The organism is Pseudoxanthomonas sp. Soil82 (genome assembly GCF_040446535.1).
GTDB classification, from domain to species: Bacteria; Pseudomonadota; Gammaproteobacteria; order Xanthomonadales; family Xanthomonadaceae; genus Pseudoxanthomonas; species Pseudoxanthomonas kaohsiungensis.
The window spans coordinates 100,779-126,261 of sequence record NZ_JBEAAK010000003.1 but is presented as its reverse complement, the minus strand read 5'-3'; the positions used below and the strand labels follow the sequence as shown (position 1 = coordinate 126,261).

Below are 25,483 nucleotides of genomic sequence, written 5' to 3'. Positions count from 1 at the left end.
CCGCCATGTTCAGCAAAGACCTCGAACAGACCATCGGCCAGTGCTACAAGCGCGCACGCGAAGCACGCCATGAATTCATGACGGTCGAGCACCTGCTGCTGGCGCTGCTCGACAACCCGTCCGCCCAGGCCGTGCTGCGGGCCTGCGGCGCCGACTCCAACCGCCTGCGCGGCGAACTCGACCAGGCCATCGAGGCCTCGGTCTCGCGCCTGGCCGAGGACGACGGCCGCGACACCCAGCCCACGCTGGGCTTCCAGCGGGTGCTGCAGCGGGCGGTCTACCACGTCCAGTCCTCGGGCAAGAAGGAGGTCACCGGCGCCAACGTGCTGGTGGCGATCTTCGGCGAGAAGGACTCGCACGCGGTCTATTTCCTGACCCAGCAGGACGTCACCCGGCTGGACGTCGTCAACTACCTGTCCCACGGCATCGCCAAGCTCGGCGACGAGCCGGACGGCGGCCAGCCCGCGCCCGGCGAAGGCGAGGGCAAGGCCGAAGGCGGTGACGGCGAGGGCAAGGGCGATGCCCTGGCCGAATACGCCACCAACCTCAACGAGCAGGCCCGGATCGGCAAGATCGACCCGCTGGTCGGACGCGCCGACGAGATCGAGCGCACGATCCAGGTGCTGTGCCGCCGGCGCAAGAACAACCCCCTGTACGTGGGCGAGGCCGGCGTGGGCAAGACCGCGATCGCCGAAGGCCTGGCCAAGCGCATCGTCGAGGGAGAGGTGCCCGACGTGCTGTCGGACGCGGTGATCTACGCGCTCGACCTGGGCGCGCTGGTGGCCGGGACCAAGTACCGCGGCGACTTCGAGAAGCGGCTCAAGGGCGTGCTGAGCTCGATCAAGAAGATCCCCGGCGCGATCCTGTTCATCGACGAGATCCATACCATCATCGGCGCCGGTTCGGCGTCGGGCGGGACCATGGACGCGTCCAACCTGATCAAGCCGGCGCTGGCTTCCGGCGAGTTGCGCTGTATCGGATCGACCACCTTCCAGGAATACCGCGGCATCTTCGAGAAGGACCGGGCCCTGGCCCGCCGCTTCCAGAAGATCGACATCGTCGAGCCGACGGTGGGCGAGGCCTACGAGATCCTGCAGGGCCTCAAGCCCCGCTACGAGGCGCACCACGGCGTGACCTACGCCGACGAGGCGCTGCAGGCGGCGGTGGACCTGTCGGTCAAGCACATCGCCGACCGGCTGCTGCCCGACAAGGCCATCGACGTGATCGACGAGGCCGGCGCGCGCCAGCGGCTGCTGCCGCTGGAGACGCGCAAGGAGCTGATCGACGTCGAGGAGATCGAGACCATCGTGGCCAAGATGGCGCGGATCCCGGCCAAGCAGGTCAGCGCCACCGACAAGGACGTGCTCCAGCACCTGGAGCGCAACCTGAAGATGGTGATCTTCGGCCAGGACCCGGCAATCGAGACCCTGGCCTCGGCGATCAAGCTCGCCCGCAGCGGCCTGGGCAACCCGGACAAGCCGATCGGCAACTTCCTGTTCGCCGGCCCGACCGGCGTGGGCAAGACCGAGGTGACCAAGCAACTGGCGCTGCAGCTGGGCATCGAGCTGGTGCGCTTCGACATGTCCGAGTACATGGAGCCGCATTCGGTCTCGCGCCTGATCGGCGCGCCCCCGGGCTATGTCGGCTTCGACCAGGGTGGCCTGCTGACCGAGAAGATCGTCAAGACCCCGCACTGCGTGCTGCTGCTGGACGAGGTCGAGAAGGCGCACCCGGACATCTTCAACATCCTGCTGCAGGTCATGGACCGCGGCGTGCTGACCGATACCAACGGGCGCGAGGCCAACTTCAAGAACGTGGTGATCGTGATGACCACCAATGCCGGCGCCGCCCAGGCCTCGCGGCGTTCGATCGGCTTTACCCGGCAGGACCACTCGACCGACGCGATGGAAGTGATCCGCCGCAGCTTCAGCCCGGAATTCCGCAACCGCCTCGACGCGGTGGTGCAGTTCCAGCCGCTCGGCTTCGAGCACATCCTGCGCGTGGTCGACAAGTTCCTGATCGAGCTGGAGATGCAGCTCAACGAGAAGCACGTGGCGTTGACCGCCTCGCCGACGGCGCGCGAGTGGCTGGCCCAGCACGGTTTCGACCCGCTGATGGGCGCCCGGCCAATGGCCCGCGTCATCCAGGACCGGATCAAGCGACCGCTGGCCGACGAGCTGCTGTTCGGCAAGCTGGTCGATGGCGGCCGGGTCAACATCGACGTGGTCGACGGCCAGCTGGTGGTCGAAAGCCAGTCCGAGCCGGAGCGGCTGTTGCCGGCGACTGTCTAGTCCCGGCGCGCGGTCGCGATAAAAAAAAAGCCGCCGCTGGCAGCTGGCGCCAGCGGCGGCACTCTTCTCCACGCCATCGTCCGCCGCCACGACGAGTGGGCGGCGGGCGACGGCGGGATAAGGTCCTCGATCAGCGCGAGGCGCGCTTCTTGCCGGCAGCGAACTGCTCGGCGTCGATCGCCTCGACCTTGCCGACGCTGCAGGTAGCGCGGTTGGTCTTGACCTTGGTGCCCTTCGGGCACAGGCGGTTGGCCGTGCCATCGGTGCTGATCTGGATGTTCGAGGCGGTGGCCAGCGAGCTGCAGTCGCCGCGGAAGCCGACCAGGTAGTGCGCATCGCCGTCGCGCAGCAGCATGTTCTGCGCGCCACCGGAACGCACGATCTCCTGGTTCGCGCCCAGGTCGACGCAGTCGGTGATCGGGGTGTTGTCGGCGGCATTGGCGGCGAAGGCGGCGCCGGCGAGCAGCGCTGCAGTGCAAAGACGCTTGATGTTCATGGCTTATAGGGGCTCGGGGTGGTCCGGATTGGACGCGCACAAGGCTATGGCCGCTTATGCGTTTCCGGACCTGCCTGTGGTGACAATGACCAAGGTCATGGATGCCGTTTCGGTAATGCCTTGTTCATGTGCGCTGCACATCCACGTGCCTGCGTCACAGTGCGCACGGCGTGGTCCGGCGCGCCGGCGCGCGGCAAAAAAAAGGCGGCCATCGGCCGCCTTTGCTGGATGCCGCGGCGCAAGGCCGTGCATCACTTCATTCGGTAGGTGATACGGCCCTTGGTCAGGTCGTACGGGGTCATCTCGACCTTCACCTTGTCGCCGGTGAGGATGCGGATGTAGTTCTTGCGCATGCGCCCGGAGATGTGGGCGATGATCTCGTGCCCGTTCTCCAGGCGAACCCGGAACGTGGTGTTGGGCAGCGTCTCGATGACGGTGCCTTCGAACTCGATGGAGTCGTCTTTCGACATGCGGTTCCAGTCAGGGGGCGGGCGGGCGGAAAGCCGCGCATTTTACGCGAGACTGGCGCCGAAGGCAAAAATTATGTTAACCAGCCGTCGGTCCGGCCAGCCCCGAGGCCGGAATGGTCCCGAATTCGCCGGTCCAGCTGCCGCCGAGGCCCGGGGCGGCGGTGAGCGCAGCCAGCGCGTCCATGAAGCGTTCGCGGGGCCACGCCTCGGCGCCAAGCGATTCCAGGTGCGGGTTGCCCACCTGCGCATCGATCAGCGGCCAGCCCCGTTCGTCCAGCCATCGCGCCAGTGCCGCCAGCGCGACCTTGGAGCCGCCGCTGCGTGCGCTGAACATGCTCTCGCCGAAGAACATCCGGCCGATCGCCACGCCGTAGATCCCGCCGGCGAGCAGCCCATCCTCGTCGAAGACCTCGATGGAATGCGCATGTCCCAGGCGATGCAGGTGCGCGTAGGCGCGGCGCATCCCCGGGACGATCCAGGTGCCGTCCTGTCCGGGCCGTGGCGTCGCGGCGCAGGCGGCGACCACCGCGTCGAAGGCGGTATCGGCCCGCACCTGCCAGCGCAGGCGGCGCAGTTCCCGGCGGAAGCGCGAGGACAGATGCACCGCGCCGGTGCGGAACACCGTCCGCGGGTCGGGGCTCCACCACAGGATCGGCTGGCCCTCCGAGTACCAGGGAAAGATGCCATTGCGGTAAGCCGCCAGCAGGCGCGGGACCGACAGGTCGCCACCGACTGCCAGCAGCCCATCCGGCTGCCGCAGCGCCAGCGATACGTCGGGGAAGGGGGCATGGGGATCGCCGGACAGGAGGACGGGGCGTCGGGCCATGGTGGATTGTAGGCAGGGGGCGGCGGCTCAGGGCGGGTCGCGGAACGGCCCGCGCGTGGCCAGTGCCGCCGCGTAACGCCGGACCGAGCGCGCCTCTTCCTGGCACCAGTCGCGCAGGGCCGGCTGGAACCGCGGATCGGCGATGCGGTGCCGGCTGCGCACGAACGCGGGAAGGAACCCCCGGGCCAGCTTGTGCTCGCCCTGGGCGCCGGGTTCGAAACGGGCCAGGCCCTGTTCCAGGCAGTACTCGATGCCCTGGTAGTAGCAGGTCTCGAAGTGCAGCCCCGGCAGGACTGCGTCGCTGCCCCAGTACCGACCATAGAGCGTATCCCGGCCACGCAGGAAGAGCGCCCCGGCGACGGCTTGCCCCGCATGATATGCGATAACAATCATAATGTTACGAGACATTTCTCGCGCAATATGCGAGAGGAAGTCCCGGGTCAGGGCTGGCGCGTTCCCGTACTCCCGGAAGGTCTGCAGGTAGAAGTGGTGGATGAGGTCCAGCTCGGCCGGACCCGCCTCATCGCCGTGCAGGCGCCGGAACTCCACTCCCGCGCGGGCCACCCGCGCCCGCTCCTGGCGGATGTTCTTGCGGTGCTTGTGGTCCATCGCCGCCAGGAAACCGGGAAAATCCGCCCAGCCGTCGCGGTTGTGCCAGTGGTACTGCACGTCGATGCGCGGCAACCACTGGGCATCGAACAGGGCGTCCTCGTCCTGGGTGTGGAAATTGACGTGGGCCGAAGGCAGGCCGTCCTCGTCGGCCTGGCGCGCGATTGCCTCCAGCAGGGCGCGCCGCGCCGCTTCGCCGCCGGCGAGCAGGCGCGGCCCGGTCACCGGCGAGTAGGGCACCGCGAACAGCCACTTGGGGTAGTAGTCCAGCCCATGCCGCGCATAGGCGTTGGCCCAGGCATGGTCGAACACGAACTCGCCGTGCGAGTTGGTCTTGAGGTAGCCAGGGGCGGCGGCGAGCAACCGTCCGCCCTCCCAGAGCGTCAGGTGGCGCGGGGTCCAGCCCCAGTCGGCACGCAGGCAGCCGTGCCGCTCCAGGCCTTCGAGGAAGGCATGGCGGACGAACGGGTTGCCGCTGTCGTCCAGCGCGTTCCAGTCAGCGGCGGGAACCTGCGCCAGCGAATCGAGGATGCGTACGGTCGGCATCAAGGCGGGGTCTGCGGATTCGCGAACGGGGAGGGGGCTTTCATCTGTTCCGGCAGCCTCGGCCTCTCCAGGCGGATGTGTCGCCGTCCATGGCGCACCACGCGCTCCGCAACGCCCGGCCCGGCTGTGCATGACCGGGCGCCCGCCGCCGCGCAAACCACCGGCGGGGCGGCATGCAAGGGCGGCTACTCGCCCTTGTCGAGGAAGCGCTCGGCGTCCAGCGCGGCCATGCAGCCGAAGCCGGCCGAGGTGATGGCCTGCCGATAGTGCTGGTCGGCGACGTCGCCGGCGGCGAACACGCCTGCCACCGAGGTCTCGGTGGCGTTGCCGCCCAGGCCCGAGCGGATCTCCAGGTAGCCGTTGTCCATCGCCAGCTGGCCCTCGAACAGGCCGGTGTTGGGATGGTGGCCGATGGCCACGAAGAAGCCGTGCGCGGCGAGGTCGCGGGTGCTGCCGTCGAGCGTGGACCTGACCCGAACCCCGGTCACGCCGGCGTCGTCGCCCAGCACCTCGTCGATGGTGTGGTGCCATACCGGCTCGATCCTGCCGGCCTCGACCTTCGCGAACAGCTTGTCCTGCATGATCTTCTCCGCGCGCAGCGTGTCGCGGCGGTGGACCAGGTAGACCTTGCGGGCGATGTTGGACAGGTACAGCGCTTCTTCCACGGCGGTGTTGCCGCCGCCGACCACGACCACGTCCTGGTCCTTGTAGAAGAACCCGTCGCAGGTCGCGCAGGCCGATACGCCGCGCCCCTTGAACTTCTCCTCCGACTCGATGCCCAGGTACTTGGCGGTCGCGCCCGTGGCGATGATCAGCGCGTCGCAGGTATAGGTGGCGTTGTCGCCGGACAGGGTGAACGGCCGCTTCGACAGGTCGGCGGTGTGGATGTGGTCGAAGATGACCTCGGTATCGAAGCGCTCGGCGTGGGCCTGCATGCGCGCCATGAGGTCCGGGCCCATCAGGCCGTGGGCGTCGCCGGGCCAGTTGTCCACCTCGGTGGTGGTCATCAGCTGGCCGCCCTGCTGCAGGCCGGTGATCACCACCGGCTTGAGGTTGGCGCGCGCGGCATAGACGGCGGCGGTCCAGCCGGCGGGGCCGGAACCGAGGATGAGCAGGCGCGAGTGCTTGGTGGTCATGCAGTCCGTGGCGACGAGTGGGAAGCAGCGCATAGAGTGGAGGCCGCACCGGGGTGAATCAAGGCGAAGGACGGAACGCTGGGGCGCCAGGGCGGGGGGCTCGGCTTCCCCGGCGAGCGCGCCGGGAACTCCCGCTCGCGGGGCGCAACCGCTCGTCTGCCGCCGGCGGCGGCGATCCTGCCGGCGCGGCGGCCCGTCGCCGCCGCCGGCCGGCACGGCGGCTAGGCAATTGGCGACAGAAGCATTTAAGATCAAGGCCTAACATCGCATTCTGCGAGCAGTTCCAGACCCGGGGATCGAAACGTCGACGTGGCCAAGGCATTGACGGAACGCAGCAAGTCCAGCCGCGGCAACGCAGCGCGCGCCGAGCGCGACGCCGCCAGCCCGCGACGGCAACGGCTGTGGCGCGACCTGGCCCTGATCGTGATCGCGCCGCTGCTGCTGTACCTGCTGGCGTGCCTGGTGAGCTATTCGCCGGACGATCCCGGCTGGTCCAACAGCGGCAGCGTGACAGGCCAGGTGCAGAACCTCGGCGGCTTGGCCGGCGCATATATCGCCGACATCCTGATCCAGCTGTTCGGCTACGCCGCCTTCGTGTTGCCGGTGATCCTCGGCGCGATCGCCTGGATCGCGCTGTTCGGGCTGGGCGAGGAGGACGAGCTCGGGCCGGCCCTGCGCCTGGTCGGGATCGTCGCGTTCCTGATCGCGCTTACCGGGCTGCTGCACCTGCGCCTGCACGCGGGCGACGTCGGCCAGGCCGGCGGCGTCATCGGGCGGCTGGTCGGGCAGTCGCTGGCGGCGGGCTTCGGTGCCCTCGGCGCGAACCTGTTCCTGGTCGTCCTGCTGCTGGTCTCCATCACCCTGGCCACCGGCCTGTCCTGGTTCTGGGTGATGGAGAAGATCGGCGCCGGCGTGCTGGCGCTGCCGGACCTGCTGCGGCGCAAGACCCAGCAGGCCGAGGAGTGGAAGCGCACCCGCGATCTGCGCGAGGAGCGTGAGGAGGTCCGCAAGACCGATGCGGTCAGGCAGGCCCGGCGTGAACCGGTGCGGATCGAACCGCCGGCGGCGCCGGTGGTGGAGAAGAGCGAGCGGGCCAAGCGCGAGACCCAGATCCCGCTGTTCCAGGGCACCGGCGGCACCGCCGACGGCCTGCCGCCCCTGGCCCTGCTCGACGACCCCAAGCCGCAGACCAAGGGCTACTCCGAGGAGACCCTGGAAACGCTGTCGCGGCAGATCGAGTTCAAGCTCAAGGACTTCCGCATCGATGCGCAGGTGGTCGGCGCCTATCCGGGCCCGGTGATCACCCGCTTCGAGATGGAGCCGGCGCCGGGCGTCAAGGTCAGCCAGATCAGTTCGCTGGACAAGGACATCGCCCGCGGCCTGTCGGTGAAGTCGGTGCGCGTGGTCGACGTGATCCCGGGCAAGTCGGTGATCGGCCTGGAGATCCCCAACACCAGCCGCGAGATGATCTTCCTCTCCGAGCTGCTGCGCTCGAAGGAATACGACAGGTCCGCCAGCCCGCTGACCCTGGCCCTGGGCAAGGACATCGCCGGCCGGCCGACCGTGGCCGACCTGGCGCGCATGCCGCACCTGCTGGTGGCCGGCACCACCGGCTCGGGCAAGTCGGTGGCGGTCAACGCCATGGTCCTGAGCCTGCTGTACAAGGCCAGCCCGAAAGACCTGCGGATGCTGATGATCGATCCGAAGATGCTCGAGCTGAGCGTCTACCAGGACATCCCGCACCTGCTGGCGCCGGTGGTCACCGACATGAAGGAGGCCGCCAACGGCCTGCGCTGGTGCGTGGCGGAGATGGAGCGCCGCTACAAGCTGATGAGCGCGGTCGGCGTGCGCAACCTGGCCGGCTTCAACAAGAAGGTCCGCGACGCGCAGGATGCGGGCCAGCCACTGATGGACCCGCTGTTCAAGCCCAACCCGGAACTGGGCGAGGCGCCGCGTCCGCTGGAACCGCTGCCGTTCATCGTCATCTTCATCGACGAATTCGCCGACATGATGATGATCGTCGGCAAGAAGGTCGAGGAACTGATCGCGCGGCTGGCGCAGAAGGCGCGCGCGGCCGGCATCCACCTGATCCTGGCCACCCAGCGCCCGTCGGTGGACGTCATCACCGGCCTGATCAAGGCCAACATCCCGACCCGCATCGCCTTCCAGGTGTCCAGCAAGATCGACTCGCGCACGATCCTGGACCAGTCCGGCGCCGAGACCCTGCTCGGCCACGGCGACATGCTCTACCTGCCGCCGGGCACGGCCATGCCCGAGCGCATCCACGGCGCCTTCGTCAGCGACGACGAGGTGCACCGGGTCGTCGAGCACCTCAAGGCCAGCGGCCGCGCCGACTACATCGAGGGCGTGCTCGACGAAGTGCAGACCATGGGCGACGGCGTGGTCGTCGGCGCCACCGGCCTGCCCGAATCCGGCGGCGGCGGCGACGAGTCCGACCCGCTGTACGACGAGGCGGTGCGGATCGTCACCGAGACCCGCCGCGCGTCCATTTCCGGCGTGCAGAGGCGGCTGAAGATCGGCTACAACCGCGCCGCACGCCTGATCGAGGCGATGGAAGCGGCGGGCGTGGTCAGCGGGCCCGAGCACAACGGCGACCGCAGCGTGCTGGCGCCGCCGCCGCCGCGCGACTGACCGGGCGGGGAGCGCCAGCGGGGCGAGCCCCGCTCTACGAAATGGGGCGCGTGGGGCCGGGCTTGCGCGGCTGCTTCCATCAGCCTTCCGCCCACGCCATCCGCCACCACCCGGGCATCCACGCCTGTTCAGCTTCCTATCCGCACACTTCCGCCATCCATCCTCCGTCGATCACGCCATGCACCGCATATCGCGCACCGCTCTCCGCCTCGCCTCCGGCATCGGCCTGGGCCTGCTCCTGGCCGGCCACGCTTTCGCGGGCGCCCGCGAGGACCTGGCCCGGTTCACCACCGGGCTCAAGGGCCTGGAAGGGAAGTTCAGCCAGCAGGTCTTCGATGCCAACGGCCGGGCCAAGGAAAGCAGCGCCGGCAGCGTGGCCGTGTCGGCGCCGCGGCTGTTCCGCTGGGAATACGTCAAGCCGTTCGCGCAGCTGATCGTGGCCGACGGGCAGAAGGTCTGGGTCTATGAGCCGGACCTGCAGCAGGCCACGGTGCGGCCGCAGGGCGAGGAGGAGCGCAACAGCCCGCTGGTGGCGCTGTTCGATCCCAAGCGCCTGGACCAGCATTTCGATGTCAGCGAGGAGGCCGCCGCCAGCGAAGGCCTGCAGTGGCTGACCCTGACCCCCAAGGTGGATGCGCAGGCCAACTTCCAGATGGCGCGGCTGGGTTTCGGCGCGCAGGGCCTGGCCCGGATGCAGGTGCTGGACCTGGTCGGGCAGAAGACCGAGATCCGCTTCGAGGCCTGGAAGCGCAACCCGGCCTTCGCCGCGGGCACCTTCCAGTTCAAGCCGGGCGAGGATGTCGACGTCGTCGGCCAGTGACCGGGCCACGCCGATCCCAGGTCCGGCCGGCCTGCGCAACCAGGCGTCCCGGTGAGGCCAGGCGCTAGGATGGCGCGATGAGCCGCGCGCGCCGAAACGCTTCGTCCCCCGGGTCCGATGACGGCCTGCTGGCCGTGGACAGCGGGCGCCAGGACGCCATGCGTCCGCTGGCCGAGCGCATGCGGCCGCGCAGCCTGGACGAGATGGTCGGCCAGCGCCGCCTGCTGGCACCGGGCTCGGCGCTGCGTCGCGCGGTCGAATCGGGCCGCGTGCATTCGATGGTGCTGTGGGGCCCGCCGGGGTGCGGCAAGACCACCCTCGCGCTGCTGCTGGCCCGCTATGCCGACGCCGATTTCCGGGCGATCTCGGCGGTGCTGTCCGGCCTGCCGGACGTGCGCCAGGTGCTGGCCGAGGCGGCGCAGCGCTTCGCCGAGGGGCGCCGCACCGTCCTGTTCGTGGACGAGGTGCACCGGTTCAACAAGGGCCAGCAGGACGCGTTCCTGCCCCACATCGAGCGCGGCAGTATCGTCTTTGTCGGCGCCACCACCGAGAACCCCTCGTTCGAACTGAACTCGGCGCTGCTGTCGCGCTGCCGCGTGCACGTGATGGAAGCGGTGTCGGTGGACGACATCGCCGATGCGCTGCGGCGGGCGCTGGAGGATGGCGAACGTGGCCTGGGCGGACAGGGCATCGAAGTGGAAGATGCGCTGCTGCGCGAGATCGCCGGCGCGGCCGATGGCGACGTACGCCGCGCACTGACCCTGCTGGAAATCGCCGCCGAGCTGGCCGCCGACGAGGGCGGCCGCGTCACCGAGGCGACCCTGATGCAGGTGCTGGCCGACCGCACCCGCCGTTTCGACAAGGGCGGCGAACAGTTCTACGACCAGATCTCCGCGCTGCACAAGTCGGTGCGCAGCTCCAATCCGGACGCGGCGGTGTACTGGCTGGCGCGGATGCTCGACGGCGGCTGCGATCCAGCCTACCTGGCGCGGCGCCTGACCCGGATGGCGGTGGAGGACATCGGCCTGGCCGACCCGCGCGCGCTGCAGATGTCGGTCGACGCCTGGGACACCTACGAGCGCCTGGGCAGCCCGGAAGGCGACCTGGCCCTGGCCCAGGTCGCGATCTACCTGGCCAGCACCGCCAAGTCCAACGCCGCCTACAACGCCTACAACGCGGCCAGGGCGGACGTGCGCCAGTACGGCACCGCCGAGGTCCCGCTGCACCTGCGCAACGCGCCCACGAAGCTGATGAAGCAGCTGGGCTACTCCAAGGGCTACCAGTACGACCACGACGCCGCGGGCGGGATCGCCCTGGACCAGACCGGGTTCCCGGACGCGATGGGCGAGCGCGTGTACTACGAACCGGTCGAGCGGGGCCTGGAGATCAAGCTCAAGGACAAGCTCGACCGGCTGCGCGCCGCGCGCAGCCAGGCGCGCCGCCCGTCCGGCGACTGATCCGCTACGCTTGGCCGCGGGCTGCCCGACAGGCACGGGCACGGAGCAGGGCAGTGGACATGGTTCGTTCCTTCATCGCGGTGGGCACCGGCGCGGCGATCGGCGCGTGGATGCGCTGGGGCCTGTCGGTCTGGCTCAATCCGTCGCGCAGCCCGATCCCGCTGGGGACACTCGCTGCCAACCTGGTCGGCGGTTACGTGATCGGCATCGCGCTGGGGTGGATCACCTACCGGCCCGGCGTGTCGCCGGAGTGGCGGCTGTTCCTGGTCACCGGACTGCTGGGCGGGCTGACCACGTTCTCGACCTTCTCCGCCGAGATCGTCCAGCACCTGACCCGGCATCAGTACGGAACCGCGCTGCTCGGCGTGGCGGCGCACCTGTTCGGCTCGCTGCTGCTCACCGCACTGGGCCTGTACACCTACCGGCTGCTGCGCTTCGGCGCCTGATCCGGGCGTCGCGTCCGCCAACGATCGCCCGCCGCGGGCAGCGGCCACGCGGACGGCCGCGCGGGTCACGGACCGGGCCGCGGCATGCATGGCGCATGCGCGGCCGGTGCGGGATTGTCGGCCGCCGATGTGCTATTCACCGCTCACGGCGCTATCGCAGGGGGCGCCGAAAGACACGGGCACCGGGGGAGGGGCCATGCGGGGAGCCGAAGGTCGTCGTCGCGGCAGGATGGCAGTCCGCTGCCCGTCCATCCCTCGCGCCTGCGCGTGGCTGGCGCTGGCGCTCCTGGCCGGCTGCGCGCAACTGCCGCCGCGCGCCGAAACCCCTCCCGACGCGCTGCTGCCCCCGGCGACCGAAGGCGCCATCGCCGGGCGCACGCTGCCGGCCGAGGCGGCGCATCCGGGGCAATCGGGTTTCCGCCTCGTCGGCGACGGCGCCGAAGCGTATGCCTTGCGTGCCTACAGCGCCCAGGCCGCGGTAGCCAGCGTGGACATCCAGACCTACATCTGGCACGACGACCTCACCGGGCGGATGCTGGCGCGGCAGGCGCTGCAGGCCGCCGACCGCGGCGTCCGCGTGCGCATCCTCGCCGACGACCTGGATGCGCGGGCCAAGAATGCCGGCCTGGCCGCGCTCGATGCGCACCCGCGGATCGAGGTGCGGCTCTACAACCCGCTGGCCAGCCGCTCTGGCACGCTCAGCCTGGCCGGCGAGTTCGGCACCGGCTTCAAGCGGCTCAACCACCGCATGCACAACAAGAGCTGGATCGTCGATGGACGCATGGCGCTGGTCGGCGGCCGCAACCTGGGCAACGAGTACTTCGCCGCCAGCGACGGCCCGAACTTCGTCGACCTGGACCTGCTGGTCGTCGGCCCGGCGGTCGGCGAGGTGGCGCGCAACTTCGCGCGGTTCTGGGATTCGCCTTCCAACTATCCGATCGCCCAGCTTTCCCCGGACCAGTCCTCGCCCGAACGCTTGCAGGCGCTGCGGGGCGTGCTCGAACAGGCCGCGGCCGACCTGCACGGCAGCCCGTACGCGCAGGTGCTGCGCGAGGATCCCAAGGTACAGCGGCTGCTGGAAGGCGGCGGCGCGCTGCACTGGAGTCCACGCTGGCGTTTCGTCAGCGACGATCCGCTCAAGGCCACGCTGCCGGCGGAGCAACGCTCGGAAGTGGTCAAGGTCCTGCTGCCGGAACTGCAGCGGGCGGCCCGGCGGCTGCTGGTCATCTCGCCTTACTTCGTGCCCGGCGCGCGCGGCACCGCCGAACTGGCGGCGGCGGAAGCGCGCGGGGCGACGGTGCAGGTGCTGACCAACTCGCTGGCGGCCAACGACGTGGCGGCGGTGCATGGCGGCTACAGCCGCTACCGGCGCCCGCTGCTGGAGCAGGGCGTGGAGATATGGGAGCTCAAGCCCGGCGGCGGTCCGGCCAACTTCAGCCTGAAGGGTTCATCGGGATCGAGCCTGCATACCAAGGCGATGGTGATCGATGACGGGACCATCTTCGTCGGCTCCTACAACCTCGATCCGCGCTCGACCTCGCTCAACAGCGAGCAGGGCATCCTGGTCGAGCACCCGGCGCTGGCGTCCGAGCTGGCCGCGCTGTTCGCCCGGCAGACCGCGCCGGCGCATGCCTGGAAAGCCACCCTGGACGCGCAGGGCCGCCTGCGCTGGAGCGATGGCAACGCGACCTGGACCCGCGAGCCGGAGGCGACCACCGCGCAACGCGCGCAGGCCTGGCTGATGAAAGTGCTGCCGGTGGAGTCGCAGCTGTGACCGTATCCACGGTGGGCCGCCACGTGACGCCGCGATAACACCGGCGACACCGTCCCGTCACGCCGGCCCTGCCAACCTTTTTCCATCCGGAGACCCACGAGCCAACTGATGCGCGCTTCCACGACGATCGCCCTGGGCCTGGCCTGCCTGCTGGCCGTACCCGGCAGGGCTGCGGCGCAGCCGCCGATGCACAAGCCGGTGCCGGTGCTGGACCTGCAGCGTTATGCCGGCACCTGGCACCAGGTCGCGCACCTGCCCATGTTCTTCCAGCGCAAGTGCGCACGCGATACCACCGCCACGTACACGCCAAGGGAAGACGGCACACTGGAAGTGCGCAACACCTGCGTGCGCAAGGACGGCGAGCGGATCGAGGCGGTCGGCGTCGCCCAGCCCGTGCCCGGGGCGCCGGGGTCGCTGCGGGTGCGCTTCGCGCCCGGCTGGACCTCCTGGCTGCCGCTGGCCTGGGCGCCGTACTGGGTGATCGCGGTGGATCCGGAGTACCGCTGGGCGATGGTCGGTGGTCCCGACCGGGACCACCTGTGGATCCTGTCGCGCGAACCCACCTTGGCACCCGACCGCTACTCGGCGCTGGTAGAGCAGGCGCGCGGCCTGGGTTATCCGGTGGATCAGCTGCTAGTCGCCAACCCGGCCGATGGCATGGAAGCCACCGCTTCGCGCTGAGCAGTGGCGCAGGCGGCGGTGCCGGCGCATGATCGGCGCGACGAACGCCGCCGAGGAGAACCCGCATGCACCTGCTTCCGTTCACCGCCCGGACCGCACTGGGCCTCGCGCTTTGCCTCGCCATGGCCGCCTGCCAGGACCGGGCCGCAACGACGCCCACCCCCGCGCCGGCGGCCGAGACCGACGCGACCGCCATGCCCGATGCTGCGGCGCCGGCAGCGGAGTCGGAACTGGACGGCGAGCTGGTCGCCTCCACCAACGAGCCGTTCTGGCAGGCGCAGGTGAGCGGTCCGGGACCGTCCCTGCTGCTGCGCGGAATCGAGGGCGAGCGGGAACTGGCGGTGGCCAGCAGCCAGACCACCGGCGATACCCGCACCGTGCGCGCGGTCGATGCGAGCGGTGCGGTCGAGCTCACCGTCACGGCGGCTCCCTGCCAGGACTCGATGTCCGGAGCGCAGTTCCCGTACAGCGCAGTCCTGGTCATCGATGGCGGCACGCCCATCAACGGCTGCGCCCGCCCGGCATCGATGCCGCCACCGGGCGAGCCGCAGTAGCCTGCGACATGGCGGCTTGAAGATCCGCGCCACGGGCCCGGTCGGTGTCGCGGGGTAAACTGTGCGGCCCCTGACGTCGAGTAAAACGGTCGTGCCTACGTTGCCGAGCTGCCCGCAGTGCGGGCTTGAGAACACCTATGTCGATGGTGCGCTGTGGACCTGTCCCGATTGCGGCCACGAGTGGACCGCCGATCCCGTGACCGAGCAGGCCATGGTGGTGCGCGACAGCAACGGCAACCCGCTGGCGGCCGGGGATACGGTGGTCGTGATCAAGGATCTCAAGGTCAAGGGCTCCTCGATCCCGCTCAAGCAGGGCACGGTGATCCGCAACATCCGCCTGGTGGAAGACGACCCGCTGCACATCGAAGGCCACTCGGAGAAGATCAAGGGCCTGGTGCTGAAGACCGAGTTCCTGCGCAAGGCCTGATCGCCGCGTCGCCTGCTGCGGCCGGCCTCAATGCGACGGTGCGCGCAGCGCCAGGTTGAGCTGGTCGACGACGATCGCCCAGTCGGCATCGTCGATGCGTTCCTCGCGCAGCAGCTGCGCCTGCGCCGGCGTCCAGAACGGCGCTTCCTCCAGGCGGACGTCGTCGGCCAACGGCGCATGCGTGGCGATGAAGGCACGGATGCTGGCTGCATCGTCCGGCAGTCCCAGCTGCGCGAACAGTTCGGAAAAGGCGTGGACGGTGGGTTCCATGTACGGGCTCCGGACGGGCAGGGGACTGGGGGAAGGGGACCATCGCATCGTGCCGGCGCGCCCATGAAGAGCCGGTCATCGAGTTTCAGTGGAGGGGCCGCCGGGACCGATCGCATCACCGTATGCCGGTCCGCCCCCCCACTTCCGTCATGGGCGGCAGTGCCGGAGGAATGCTATCAATCCCGACGCCATGGGGAGGCACCGAACGGACGTGCTCCCCGCCTGCCAGGAGAACAGCCGCATGCGCACCACACGTCGTGACCTGATCCGGATCGGCGCCCTGGCGGCCGCCGCGGCGGCGATTCCGGGATTTGCCGCCAACCCGGCGCCGGTCGCGCGCGCGGCCAAGCCGCTGCGCATCCTGATCCTCGGCGGTACCGGCTTCACCGGACCGTTCCAGGTCGCCTACGCGCTGGCGCGTGGCCACCAGGTGACCCTGTTCAACCGCGGCAAGCGCCCCTCGCCGGAATGGCCGGGCGAGGTGGAGCAGCTGCACGGCGACCGCAACGCCGGCGACCTGTCGGCGCTCAAGGGCCGCACCTGGGACGTATGCATCGACAACCCGACCAGCCTGCCGTTCTGGGTGCGCGATGCCGGCCAGGTGCTGGCGGGCAATGTCGGCCACTACCTGTTCATTTCGACCATCTCGGTCTATGCCGACGGGAGCAGGCCGGGCATTACCGAGGATGCGCCGCTGGCCGCCTACAAGGGCGCCGACGCGATGGCCGAGACCCAGCAGACGCTGATGGCCGACATCGAGAACCTCTACGGCGCTCTCAAGGCGCTCAGCGAGGCCGAGGCGCGCAAGCAGTTCGGCGATGCGGTGACCATCGTGCGACCGGGCTACATCGTCGGCCCGCGCGACGAGACCGACCGCTTCACCTACTGGCCGCACCGCGTGGCCCAGGGTGGCGAGGTGCTGGTGCCCGGCGACGGCAAGGATCCGATCCAGGTCATCGACGGCCGCGACCTGGGCGAGTGGATGATCCGGCTGGCCGAAGCCCGCACCTTCGGCACCTTCAACGCCGTCGGCCCACGCGAGCCGCTGCTGATGGACGCCATGCTCGAGGCCAGCAAGCGCGTCACCGGAAGCACGGCCAGCTTCACCCACGTCAGCCCGGCCTTCGTCGAAGAAAAGCAGATCGAACTGCCGATCTGGGTGCCGCGCGACCAGGGTCCGTACGGCGGCTACGGCCAGGTCAGCAATGCCCGCGCCGTCGCCGCCGGGCTGACCTTCCGGCCGCTGGACACCACCATCAGCGAGCTGCTGGCCTGGCTGGCCTCGCAGCCGCCCGAACGCCAGGCCAAGCTGCGCGCGGGCATCAGCCGCGAGAAGGAAGCCGAACTGCTCAAGGCCTGGCACGCGCTGCCCAAGCCGGCGGCCTGAGCCGCACGCGCGGGCGTTGCAGGCCAGGGTGGGGATCAGGCGGTACGCGCGACCAGTTCGCGCGACACCGCCCAAAGGCGCGCGGCCATCGCCGCGTCCTGTTGCTGGGCGCTCTGCTCGCCGGCGGTGAAGTCGCGCAGGTAGGCGCCGCTGACTCCGGCCATCGCCGGGTGGACCGCTGCATAGCACGGCGTTGCCGCCCCTTGCGCGGGCGTGCGCGCATCTTCGCGGTAGTTGTTGCCGCTGTTGCGCAGGATCGCGGTGCGGGTGTGGCCCGGGGTGACGCAGTTGCTGGTCGCGCCGGTGCCTTGCAGGCGCCGCGCCAGCTCCAGCGAGAACAGGCCGTTGGCCAGCTTGGAATGGCTGTAGCCCCTGCGGTACCAGCCTTCGCCGGAAAGGCGGGCGAACTGGATCCCGCCTGCCGGCGCATTCCGATGGTCGCCGCTGCCAAGCACGACCACGCGTCCCTGCGCAGCGACCACGCGGTCGAGCAACTGCTCGGCCAGCAGGAAATGTCCCATGTGGTTGACTGCGAACTGCTTCTCCAACCCGTCCACTTTCTCCCAGTCGTCGAGCACGATGCCGGCGTTGCAGACCAGCGCATCCAGGCGCGGGGCAAGCTGGCGCACCTGCCCGGCGCAGTCGCGCACCGAGCGGACGTCGGCCAGGTCCAGCACCACCGGCGTGGCCCGGCCCGACACGCTGGCACAGGCCGCCTTTCCCTTGTCGGGTGTGCGCGCGGTGCCGATGACGTGCGCGCCACGCAATGCCAGCACGCGCATCGTCTCCAGGCCGATCCCCGAGTTGCAGCCGGTCACCAGGATGGTCCGGCCGCGCAGGTCCAGGCCGGCGGTGGCCTGCTCGGCGGTCGAACCGGCGGACAGGCCTGCGGGTGCGGGCGGCACCTTGGCTCTGGCCGGGGACGGCAACGCCAGGGCCAACGGCGCAAGGGCACCGGTCCACAACAGATGACGGCGCAGCAGATCGGGCATCGGGCTTCCTGCGGGGCACGCGGAAGGGACCAGCCTCGCCACTCGCGACCGGGCATGCAAGCCTTGACCCCGGAGCCGGGATCCATGCCGGGGTTCAGGTACGAAGCGCATGCCCGCCGCCAGCCAGGTGGCGCGGCAGGCATCGGCCCGGGTGTCGTCCCGGGACGGACGCTGGTCAAACCGGGCGTGGCTGGTCAGGAGGACTGCCTTAGGCTTTGTTCAAGTCCCTCCGGGCAGGCTGTGGTGGAAGGCGACGCATCCAGGAGAACGACATGGCGACCGGGTGGGCAGGCGACGGGGCGGTCAACGACCAGATCGACGCAACGGTGAAGGACGCGGTCGAGCGCGCGCGCCGCCAACTGCCGACGGGGCCTGGCCTGGAACGCTGCGAAGAGTGTGATGCGCCGATTCCGCCGGCGCGGCGCAGGGCCATACCGGGCGTACGCCTGTGCGTGGCCTGCCAGGAGGCGCATGACCAGGAAAACGGCTTCAGCGCCTACAACCGCCGCGGCAGCAAGGACAGCCAGCTGCGTTGACGCGCGTGCGCCGGCCTGGCTCAGCCGTCGCCTGAAGGGGCAGGGGGCAGCCACCGCGCCGGCACGCCCTGGCCCCGCCAGCGGCGCACCGTCCGCTGGAAGAACAGGCTGTTGGGAACCTGCAGCACGCTGCCCTCGTCGCTGGCGTCGGCGCCCACCTCCAGCAGCGTGGTGTAGATCAGGTTGATGTCGACCACGCGGCCCTTGAGCCCGGGCTTCTCGCCGTTCTCCAGCAGTTCGATGTGGTCCTGCAGCCGGAACGGCCGGGTGCTGAAGATCAGGACCGTGCAGAAGATGTTCGACAGCACGCTCCAGGCGGCGAAGAACGCCACCGCGCCGACTGCGGCGAAGCCGGTGAACGCGGTCCACAGCACCGTGCCGGAGACGCCCATGCGTTCGAGCACCAGCAGCACCGCCGCGCAGCTGATCAGCGTGGCCGACACCCGCCGCAGCACCGTGGCCATCTCCTGCGGCAGGCCACGGTTGGCCACCAGGCGCCGGACGATGGCCCGGACCAGCCGTTGCAGCAACCAGGCCACCGCCAGGACCAGCAGCACTTCGCCGATCGGCAACACCGTGCCGAGCCAGTCCTGTACCCAGGTGGGCAAACGCTCCGTCATCACGTTCCTCGTCGTGCCAGCGGCTCGTGCGGCCTGCGGCGGCCCATTCTAGGAGATGGGCGGCCGGACCGGCCGGCAGGCGGCGACAAGGATGCGGGAACTGGGCCGTCTTCAGAAGCCGGCCGCGTCGGCCACCACCACCCGGTTGCGTCCGGCATGCTTGGCCGCATAGAGCGCCGCGTCGGCCGCCTCCATCCATTCGCGCACGCTGGCATGGCGCGGATCGGCTTGCGCCACGCCCACGCTGATCGAACAGGACAGGCCTGGCAGGCGCAGCGTCGCCGCGGCGGCCTCCAGGTCGCGGCGCATGCCCTCGGCCAGGCCACGCGCGGTGTCGCGATCGACGCCGGCGAGCACGACCGCGAATTCATCGCCACCGAAGCGACCCGCGCTGTCGTGCTCGCCCAGGCGGCGACGCAGCACGCCGGCCACCAGGCGCAGTACGTCGTCCCCGGAGGCATGGCCGTACTGGTCGTTGATGTCCTTGAACCGGTCGATGTCGAGCATCAGCAGTGCGGCCGGCGCCCCTTGCTCGCGCAGGCGCCGCAGGGTGGCGTCGGCCTGCTGCTGCCAATGGCGGCGGCCGGCCAGCCCGGTGAGCGCGTCCACCCGGTGCAGGCGGTCCAGTTCGCGGTTCTGCTCGCGGATCCGGCCGATCATGCGGTTGGCGGCCAGGCTCACCGCGATGGTGTGGATCAGCAGCATCGGCAGGCACGCCAGGATCACCGCCATGCTGGTGACCGGCTGCAACGCCGGTCCGGCGATCACGCAGCCCAGCGCCATGCCGGCCAGGACCACCGGCAGCGACTGCAGCCACAGGCGCGGGATGCCGGTGCTGATCTTGTCCACCGTCGCCAGCGTCAACAGCAACACGCTTGGCAACAGGTTGAAGTGCATCAGGGGCACCCACAACCCCGCCAGGGCGGAATCAAACAGCAGGTTGCGCACCTCGGTCCGGTGCGGATGACGGCTGCGCAGTGCCAGCCACAGGGCCAGGTGCGGCCACAGCAGGGCAGTGAAGACCAGCCAGGCCCAGCAGGCAGCGGGGGCATCGATCTCGTGCAGCACTACCGCCAGCGGCAGGCCGCCCAGGCCCATGCCGAGGATGCGCAACGGATAGACCCGGCGCGGCATGCGCGCCAGTCGTTCCGGCGCCACGCTCGAAAGCGCGGCACCCGGCAAGGCGGCAACCTCTGGTTCCGGGGAAGCCCGTGTCGGCATGCGGCGTCCCCCTCGCGCAACGATCCGAGGCGCCATGATACCGGTCCGCGGGCCGGCAGGCGGCCGGATCAGGCCGCCGGTACCACCCGGATCTCCACGCCGTGGCACTGCACACGTTGCCCGGCCCGGATCTTGCACGTCTTGCGCAGTTCCACCGCGCCGTCCACGCGCACTTGGCCAGCGGCGACCAGGGCCTTGCCCGCGCCGCCGCTGTCGCAGAGACCGGCCAGCTTCAGCAGCTGGTTCAACTCGACGTATTCGCCTTCCAGTTCGAAATCGACCATCCATGCCTTCCGTTGTCGTGTTCAGGGCACGAACTGGCTGGAAGCCTGCTCGCGCCAGCGGCGCAGCCCGTCGAGCTTCTGCCGGTAGACGTTGCGTACGCTTTCGTTGCCGCCCAGCGTATAGGCGCGACCCAGCTCACGCTGCGCGCGGGCCAGGTCGCCGGAGAGGAAATAGGCCCGGGCCAGGCCGAAGTGGAACTGGTGCTCCTCGCCCTGCAGCGCGATCGCGCGCCGGTAGCGGGCGATCGCGCAATCGTAGTCGCCGCTGTTCTCGCATTCCAGCGCCAGCATGAACTGGTGGAACGGATCGGTGCGCTGTACCCGGTCCAGGCGCCATTCGTAGCGCCGCTGCATCGCTTCGTCGCCGTTGCGGCGATAGAGGGTGACCAGGTTGCTCAGGGTGGCGGCGTGGTCCTTCTTGAGCCGCAACGCCGTCAGGTAGGCGCGTTCGGCGCCGCGCGCGTCGCCCTCGCGCAGCAGCAGCACGCCCAGGTTGTTCCAGGCCGGGACGAAGGTCTTGTCGTCCTCCAGCGCGGCCCGCAGCAGCGCATACGCGCCCGGCGCATCCCCGGAAGCCATCCGCTCGGCGCCGCGGTTGTTGTGGAAATGGGCCATCGCGCGGTGGTCATCGATGCTGCGCGGACGGTTGCGGGCGGCCAGGATGTTGGTGTCCACGTCCACGACCTGCCACTGCATGGTGGTGCGGACGCCGACGTTGACGTGGTTGGCGTTGTAGATCACGCCCTCGTCCTGGTACCACGCCAGCACTTCGCCGACTTCCTGCACCTGCGCCTCCAGCCCGGCCTCGCGCGCCAGCGCCACGAACAGCAGGGTGAACGACAGGCAGTTGGCCTTGCGGTCCTGGTAGACCTGGGCCACCGTGCGGGTGACCTCGTTGTCGTACTCGAGCGCCAGGCCATCGTCGCCGAACACGTAGTCGGCAAGCCGTTCGAGCTGCTCGTTGCGCGTACCGCCGGGTTCGACCACGCGCGCGTGGACCTCGGCGCGCAACGGCGCCGGCACGGCCATGACCTGTTCGATGGTGGGAACCGCTGCCGGTGTTCCGGCGTTCGTCGCCTGCGGCGCGAGCGCAAGCGCGGCCATCAATGTCAATGCAGGCAGCATGGCACCCTCCCGGATGAGCCGACCATGCCCCGAGTGTATGCCTATAAGGGCGCGCTGGCGGGGGGTGCGGGAGGCGCCAGCGGTGGTACCAATTCAGGCGCCGTTGCGATCGCCTGCGTCGCTGGGTTCGCCGGCGCGCTCGCCAGCGCGTCCATGCCGGCATCGGGCGTCCGGTTCAGGACCACGATGCTGATGCGGCGGTTGGTCGGCGCGCGCGGATCGGCGCGGTCGAACGGCACCGAGGAAGCCAGCCCGACCACGCGCGCGATCCGGGCCTCGTCCAGGCCGCCCTCAAGCAGTGCCCGTCGGGCGGCGTTGGCCCGGTCGCTGGACAGCTCCCAGTTGCCGTATCCACGCGGCGCCTGGAACGGCGTCTCGTCGGTATGGCCGGCGAGCGCTATCTTGTGCGGCGTGCCGGACAACAGGGTGCCCAGTTCGTGCATGACCTCGACCGTGTAGTCCTTCATGCTCGAACTGCCGAGGTCGAACATCGGCCGGTTCATGCGGTCCACGATCTGCACCCGCAATCCCTCCGGCGTGAGGTCGATCAGCAACTGGTCCTTGAACGGCGCCAGCGCCTGGCTCTTCTCGATCGCCGCTTCCAGCTCCTTGCGCAGTTCGTCCAGCTGGCGACGGTCCTCGGCCGCGGCCGCCGCGCGTGCGTCTTCCTGCGCGTCGGTGGGAATACGGCTGCGCGTGGCCTCGCCCGGGTCGCCGACGCGCGGCCCCACGCCACCGGGCATCGACAGCGCATTGGCGGTCGGGATCATCTTGTCCGAGGCACCGCCCGGGCCGAGCGAGCTGGTCCCGGGAATGGCGGCGGTGCCCTCGACCGCACTGGGGTTCTTGAAATACTCGGACACCGCCGCCTTCTGTTCCTTGCTGGCGATGCCCACCAGCCACATGACCAGGAAGAACGCCATCATCGCGGTGACGAAATCGGCGTAGGCGACCTTCCAGGCACCGCCATGGTGGCCGCCGGCGGTCTTCTTGATCCGGCGGATGATGATCGGCTGGGTCTTGTCCATGGCCGCTCAGCGGTTGCCGCGCAGGTGCGCTTCCAGGTCGGCGAAGGCCGGGCGCACGTCCGAGAACAGCAGCTTGCGGGCGAACTCCACCGCCACCGTCGGCGGGTAGCCGCGCAGGCTCGATACCAGTGCCATCTTGATGATCTCGAACGCCTTGCCTTCCTCGTGCGCGCGGTGCTGCATCGAGGCCGCCAGCGGGCCGACGAAGCCATAGCCCAGCAGGATGCCCAGGAAGGTGCCGACCAGCGCCGCGGCGACGTGGTGGCCGATCTCGGCGACCTCGCCGCCGATGGCGGCCATGGTGATCACGATGCCCAGCACCGCCGCGACGATGCCGAAGCCGGGCAGGGAGTCGGCGAGCACCTGCAGCGCATGCGCCGGCTCCACCGCCTCCTGGTGGTGGGTCTCGACCTCGATCTCCAGCAGCTGCTCCAGCTCGTGGGGCTCCATGTTGCCGCTCACCATCAGCCGCAGGCAGTCGGTGGTGAACTCCATCAGGTGGTGGTCGGCCAGCAGCCTGGGGTACTTGGAGAACACCGGGCTGGACCCGGGGTTGTCGATGTCCTTCTCGATCCCGATCATGCCTTCCTTGCGCGCCTTGACCAGCACGTCGTAGATCATCGACAGGATGTCCACGTAGTCCGAGCGCTTGTAGCGCGCGCCCTTGAGCAGGCCGGGGATGCCCAGCAGCGCGCCCTTGACCACCTTCAGCGGGTTGGCCACGAGGAACGCGCCGAACGCCGCGCCGCAGATGATCAGCACCTCGTAGGGCTGCCACAGCGCGCCGAGCTTGCCGTGCGAGAGCACGAACCCCCCGAGCACGCTGAGGATCACGATGATGAAGCCGACGATGATGAGCATGGGGGGCGCGCGCGTGGGTGTCGTTGCCGTATCGGCGTGGCCGGCCCGAAGTTAAGCCCGCTCGCGCGGACGCGTACACTCGCAGCCGGCAGGCCGGGCCGTGCAGCCGCGCCGGTGGCCCGGGCGGCGCGGCGCCTGCCAGCGGCAGATGGAGGAGACCGGCCCATGGCCAGCGAACCCAAGACCCGACCCACCGCCATGTCGCTGGAGGCGTGCCTGGCCGGGCTGGACGAGGCCCGGCGCGAGGACGCCCGCCAACTCGCCGCGCTGATGCAGTCCGTCACCGGGGAACCTCCGGTGGTGTGGGGTGGCAACATCGTCGGCTTCGGCCAGTACGCGCAGCGCTACGCGGACGGCCGGCTGCAGCCCTGGCCCCTGCTCGGTTTCTCGCCGAAGGGCAGGGAGCTGTCGCTGTACGTCATGGATGGCTTCGCCGGGCGCGAGTCCCTGCTGGCCCGGCTGGGACGCCACCGCATCGGCAAGTCGTGCCTGTACCTGCGGCGCCTGGCCGACGCCTCGCCGCAGGTGCTGCGCGAACTGCTGGAGGCCAGCGCCGCGGCCCTGGAACCCCAGCGCATCCGCTGAGGCGCGCCGGTGTATGCTGCGCCGCCGCCGCCGGCGGTCCTATCGCCCTCCCAGGAGATTCCCCGTGATCCAGCGTTTCGATGTCGGCCCGCGCATGTCCGAACTGGCCGTGTACAACGGCGTGGCCTACCTGGCCGGACAGGTGCCCGAGGACGCGTCCCTCGACATCGTCGGCCAGACCCGCCAGGTACTCGAGGCGATCGACGCGCTGCTGGCCCATGCCGGCACCGACAAGACCCGGATCCTGCGCGCGCAGATCTACCTGGCCGACATCGCCGACTTCGCCGGCATGAACCAGGCCTGGGACGCTTGGGTTGCCGCCGGCCACACGCCGCCGCGCGCCACCGTCCAGGCACCACTGGCCAACCCGGGCTGGAAGGTCGAAATCGTGGTGACCGCGGCCGTCTGAGGCCGCAACAGCCCCTCAGTTCCCCGATGGCGACTGCAGCCTGGCCAGCCCGCGATGGGCCAGCCAGGCCAGCGTGCCATGCATGAAGGCCGCGGCCGCCACCGCTACGGTGTGGAACGGCACCCGGTTCTCGCTCGGATGTTTGAGGAGAGTGGGCGCCATCGCCAGCACCGTGCTCAAGGCAGTGCTGGCTGCCGGGATCCCCAGCGCCGGCGTGCCGTCGTGGTGCGCATGGTTTCCTGCTTTCTTGAGGGGGCAATGGGTCGGTCGGATGGCCCGCGTCCGCGCGGTCAGGGAGCTGCATCGATTGCATTGCGGCAATGAACCGAGGGCTCGAATGCCAGCATCCCGGCGATGGCCGGGATGCTGGTTTCACTCCTCTTCGGGCGTGACGCCCTCGGGCCTGTCGATCACGCTGGCCTGGCGCAACTCGCGCTTGGCTTCGCTCAATGCGCGGCCGTCGAGGGGTCGGGCGCTGGAGATGCGGCACGGCTGCGAGATCGCCGAGCCGTTCGCCGCGCGTGGCTGAACGCTGTCCAGGCGCGCGTTCACCATGCCCATCGAATTGCTGATGGTGATCGAGCTGGCGATGGACAGCCCGGAGCAACGCGCCCGGAACTCGAGCAGGTAGCCCTGCGCCGGGGTGTTCCAGATCGCCAGCGCCTGGTCGCCCAGCGGCGTCCAGCGGGTGACGCCGGCGACGCGGTTGATCTGGAAGCTGGCGACGGGCGGACCGGCGTGCGCGCGGTAGATTTCCAGGCGCTGGGCCGTGTCCAGCGAAGGCCCGGAATGCGCGCAGGCAGTGAGCGATGCAACCAGTGCCGACAGGACCGCGATCCGCATCATGACGCTCACCCCTGGACCTGTAACGGGAGGGACTTGCCTGCGCCCACCATCGCGCCGCGGCGATGCCGCGTCAAGTGCAGCGGCGGTGTCCGGGGGACACCGTTGCAGGGCCTCGCGCTTGCGGTGAAACTGCG

At 69.9% G+C, this 25,483-nt stretch carries 28 protein-coding genes; 13 read left to right on the top strand and 15 right to left on the bottom strand.

What is annotated here, in order from left to right; translation table 11 throughout:
* Positions 1-5 precede the first annotated feature (5 nt).
* Positions 6-2,291 carry an ATP-dependent Clp protease ATP-binding subunit ClpA gene (gene clpA, locus ABKA19_RS09545; RefSeq protein ID WP_353688703.1) on the top strand — a complete coding sequence of 762 codons (2,286 nt, stop codon included), beginning with the start codon at positions 6-8 and terminating at the stop codon, positions 2,289-2,291.
* Between the two features lie 130 nt (positions 2,292-2,421).
* Here clpA and ABKA19_RS09540 read toward each other — a convergent pair whose 3' ends face one another.
* From ABKA19_RS09540 to trxB, 5 genes are all read right to left on the bottom strand, one after another.
* Positions 2,422-2,787 (bottom strand): hypothetical protein, encoded by a 366-nt coding sequence (locus tag ABKA19_RS09540; RefSeq protein ID WP_353688702.1) that lies wholly within the window; start codon positions 2,785-2,787, stop codon positions 2,422-2,424.
* Between the two features lie 251 nt (positions 2,788-3,038).
* The gene (infA, locus tag ABKA19_RS09535; RefSeq protein WP_052633646.1) at positions 3,039-3,257 is read right to left on the bottom strand and encodes a translation initiation factor IF-1; all 219 of its coding nucleotides are present in this window, start codon (positions 3,255-3,257) and stop codon (positions 3,039-3,041) included.
* A 76-nt stretch (positions 3,258-3,333) separates the two neighbouring features.
* Positions 3,334-4,083: a leucyl/phenylalanyl-tRNA--protein transferase gene (aat, locus tag ABKA19_RS09530; RefSeq protein WP_353688701.1), complete on the bottom strand. Its 750-nt coding sequence runs from the start codon at positions 4,081-4,083 to the stop codon at positions 3,334-3,336.
* Positions 4,084-4,110: 27 nt separating this feature from the next.
* Complete coding sequence (locus tag ABKA19_RS09525; protein ID WP_353688700.1) at positions 4,111-5,238, bottom strand: GNAT family N-acetyltransferase; 1,128 nt, start codon at positions 5,236-5,238, stop codon at positions 4,111-4,113.
* Positions 5,239-5,423: 185 nt separating this feature from the next.
* A complete protein-coding gene (gene trxB, locus ABKA19_RS09520) occupies positions 5,424-6,374 on the bottom strand; it encodes a thioredoxin-disulfide reductase (protein WP_162375382.1) in 951 nt (316 codons plus the stop codon).
* A 309-nt stretch (positions 6,375-6,683) separates the two neighbouring features.
* On the opposite strand from trxB, the gene ABKA19_RS09515 reads away from it, so the two are divergent.
* From ABKA19_RS09515 to ABKA19_RS09480, 8 genes are all read left to right on the top strand, one after another.
* Positions 6,684-9,026, top strand: coding sequence for a DNA translocase FtsK (locus tag ABKA19_RS09515; RefSeq protein ID WP_353688699.1), 2,343 nt, complete (start codon positions 6,684-6,686; stop codon positions 9,024-9,026).
* Between the two features lie 178 nt (positions 9,027-9,204).
* Positions 9,205-9,846, top strand: a complete 642-nt coding sequence (gene lolA / locus ABKA19_RS09510; protein ID WP_353688698.1) for an outer membrane lipoprotein periplasmic chaperone LolA — start codon at positions 9,205-9,207, stop codon at positions 9,844-9,846.
* 77 nt (positions 9,847-9,923) lie between these two features.
* A complete protein-coding gene (locus tag ABKA19_RS09505) occupies positions 9,924-11,303 on the top strand; it encodes a replication-associated recombination protein A (protein WP_353688697.1) in 1,380 nt (459 codons plus the stop codon).
* Between the two features lie 59 nt (positions 11,304-11,362).
* A complete protein-coding gene (crcB, locus tag ABKA19_RS09500) occupies positions 11,363-11,749 on the top strand; it encodes a fluoride efflux transporter CrcB (protein WP_353688696.1) in 387 nt (128 codons plus the stop codon).
* A gap of 229 nt (positions 11,750-11,978) precedes the next feature.
* Positions 11,979-13,523: a phospholipase D-like domain-containing protein gene (locus tag ABKA19_RS09495; protein ID WP_353688695.1), complete on the top strand. Its 1,545-nt coding sequence runs from the start codon at positions 11,979-11,981 to the stop codon at positions 13,521-13,523.
* A 108-nt stretch (positions 13,524-13,631) separates the two neighbouring features.
* On the top strand, positions 13,632-14,204 hold the full coding sequence (locus ABKA19_RS09490) for a lipocalin family protein (protein WP_353688694.1): 573 nt from the start codon (positions 13,632-13,634) through the stop codon (positions 14,202-14,204).
* Positions 14,205-14,269: 65 nt separating this feature from the next.
* Positions 14,270-14,758: a hypothetical protein gene (locus tag ABKA19_RS09485; RefSeq protein WP_353688693.1), complete on the top strand. Its 489-nt coding sequence runs from the start codon at positions 14,270-14,272 to the stop codon at positions 14,756-14,758.
* A gap of 91 nt (positions 14,759-14,849) precedes the next feature.
* Positions 14,850-15,185: a zinc ribbon domain-containing protein YjdM gene (locus tag ABKA19_RS09480; protein WP_353688692.1), complete on the top strand. Its 336-nt coding sequence runs from the start codon at positions 14,850-14,852 to the stop codon at positions 15,183-15,185.
* Positions 15,186-15,212: 27 nt separating this feature from the next.
* Here the strand turns inward: ABKA19_RS09480 and ABKA19_RS09475 are convergent, their stop codons facing one another.
* On the bottom strand, positions 15,213-15,455 hold the full coding sequence (locus ABKA19_RS09475) for a DUF2789 domain-containing protein (protein ID WP_353688691.1): 243 nt from the start codon (positions 15,453-15,455) through the stop codon (positions 15,213-15,215).
* A gap of 241 nt (positions 15,456-15,696) precedes the next feature.
* On the opposite strand from ABKA19_RS09475, the gene ABKA19_RS09470 reads away from it, so the two are divergent.
* Positions 15,697-16,842, top strand: a complete 1,146-nt coding sequence (locus tag ABKA19_RS09470; RefSeq protein WP_353688690.1) for an NAD-dependent epimerase/dehydratase family protein — start codon at positions 15,697-15,699, stop codon at positions 16,840-16,842.
* Positions 16,843-16,877: 35 nt separating this feature from the next.
* Here the strand turns inward: ABKA19_RS09470 and ABKA19_RS09465 are convergent, their stop codons facing one another.
* Complete coding sequence (locus ABKA19_RS09465; protein ID WP_353688689.1) at positions 16,878-17,834, bottom strand: SDR family NAD(P)-dependent oxidoreductase; 957 nt, start codon at positions 17,832-17,834, stop codon at positions 16,878-16,880.
* A gap of 272 nt (positions 17,835-18,106) precedes the next feature.
* On the opposite strand from ABKA19_RS09465, the gene ABKA19_RS09460 reads away from it, so the two are divergent.
* On the top strand, positions 18,107-18,370 hold the full coding sequence (locus tag ABKA19_RS09460) for a DksA/TraR family C4-type zinc finger protein (RefSeq protein WP_162375393.1): 264 nt from the start codon (positions 18,107-18,109) through the stop codon (positions 18,368-18,370).
* 20 nt (positions 18,371-18,390) lie between these two features.
* Here the strand turns inward: ABKA19_RS09460 and ABKA19_RS09455 are convergent, their stop codons facing one another.
* From ABKA19_RS09455 to motA, 6 genes are all read right to left on the bottom strand, one after another.
* The gene (locus ABKA19_RS09455) at positions 18,391-18,990 is read right to left on the bottom strand and encodes a mechanosensitive ion channel domain-containing protein (RefSeq protein ID WP_353688688.1); all 600 of its coding nucleotides are present in this window, start codon (positions 18,988-18,990) and stop codon (positions 18,391-18,393) included.
* A 111-nt stretch (positions 18,991-19,101) separates the two neighbouring features.
* Entirely contained in the window at positions 19,102-20,124 is a 1,023-nt protein-coding gene (locus ABKA19_RS09450) for a sensor domain-containing diguanylate cyclase (protein WP_353688687.1), read from the bottom strand.
* A 155-nt stretch (positions 20,125-20,279) separates the two neighbouring features.
* Entirely contained in the window at positions 20,280-20,495 is a 216-nt protein-coding gene (locus ABKA19_RS09445) for an RNA-binding S4 domain-containing protein (protein WP_353688686.1), read from the bottom strand.
* A 21-nt stretch (positions 20,496-20,516) separates the two neighbouring features.
* Entirely contained in the window at positions 20,517-21,620 is a 1,104-nt protein-coding gene (locus ABKA19_RS09440; protein WP_353688685.1) for a tetratricopeptide repeat protein, read from the bottom strand.
* 41 nt (positions 21,621-21,661) lie between these two features.
* Positions 21,662-22,648 (bottom strand): flagellar motor protein MotB, encoded by a 987-nt coding sequence (gene motB / locus ABKA19_RS09435; RefSeq protein ID WP_353688684.1) that lies wholly within the window; start codon positions 22,646-22,648, stop codon positions 21,662-21,664.
* Positions 22,649-22,654: 6 nt separating this feature from the next.
* On the bottom strand, positions 22,655-23,509 hold the full coding sequence (motA, locus tag ABKA19_RS09430) for a flagellar motor stator protein MotA (protein ID WP_162375398.1): 855 nt from the start codon (positions 23,507-23,509) through the stop codon (positions 22,655-22,657).
* Positions 23,510-23,674: 165 nt separating this feature from the next.
* On the opposite strand from motA, the gene ABKA19_RS09425 reads away from it, so the two are divergent.
* Together ABKA19_RS09425 and ABKA19_RS09420 are read left to right on the top strand one after the other, a co-directional pair.
* Positions 23,675-24,094, top strand: coding sequence for a DUF1801 domain-containing protein (locus tag ABKA19_RS09425; protein WP_353688683.1), 420 nt, complete (start codon positions 23,675-23,677; stop codon positions 24,092-24,094).
* A 64-nt stretch (positions 24,095-24,158) separates the two neighbouring features.
* Positions 24,159-24,503 (top strand): RidA family protein, encoded by a 345-nt coding sequence (locus tag ABKA19_RS09420; RefSeq protein WP_353688682.1) that lies wholly within the window; start codon positions 24,159-24,161, stop codon positions 24,501-24,503.
* Between the two features lie 15 nt (positions 24,504-24,518).
* On the opposite strand, the gene ABKA19_RS09415 is transcribed toward ABKA19_RS09420, so the two are convergent.
* Together ABKA19_RS09415 and ABKA19_RS09410 are read right to left on the bottom strand one after the other, a co-directional pair.
* On the bottom strand, positions 24,519-24,665 hold the full coding sequence (locus ABKA19_RS09415) for a hypothetical protein (RefSeq protein ID WP_353688681.1): 147 nt from the start codon (positions 24,663-24,665) through the stop codon (positions 24,519-24,521).
* 210 nt (positions 24,666-24,875) lie between these two features.
* Positions 24,876-25,346, bottom strand: coding sequence for a DUF6491 family protein (locus ABKA19_RS09410; protein ID WP_353688680.1), 471 nt, complete (start codon positions 25,344-25,346; stop codon positions 24,876-24,878).
* Positions 25,347-25,483 lie beyond the last annotated feature (137 nt).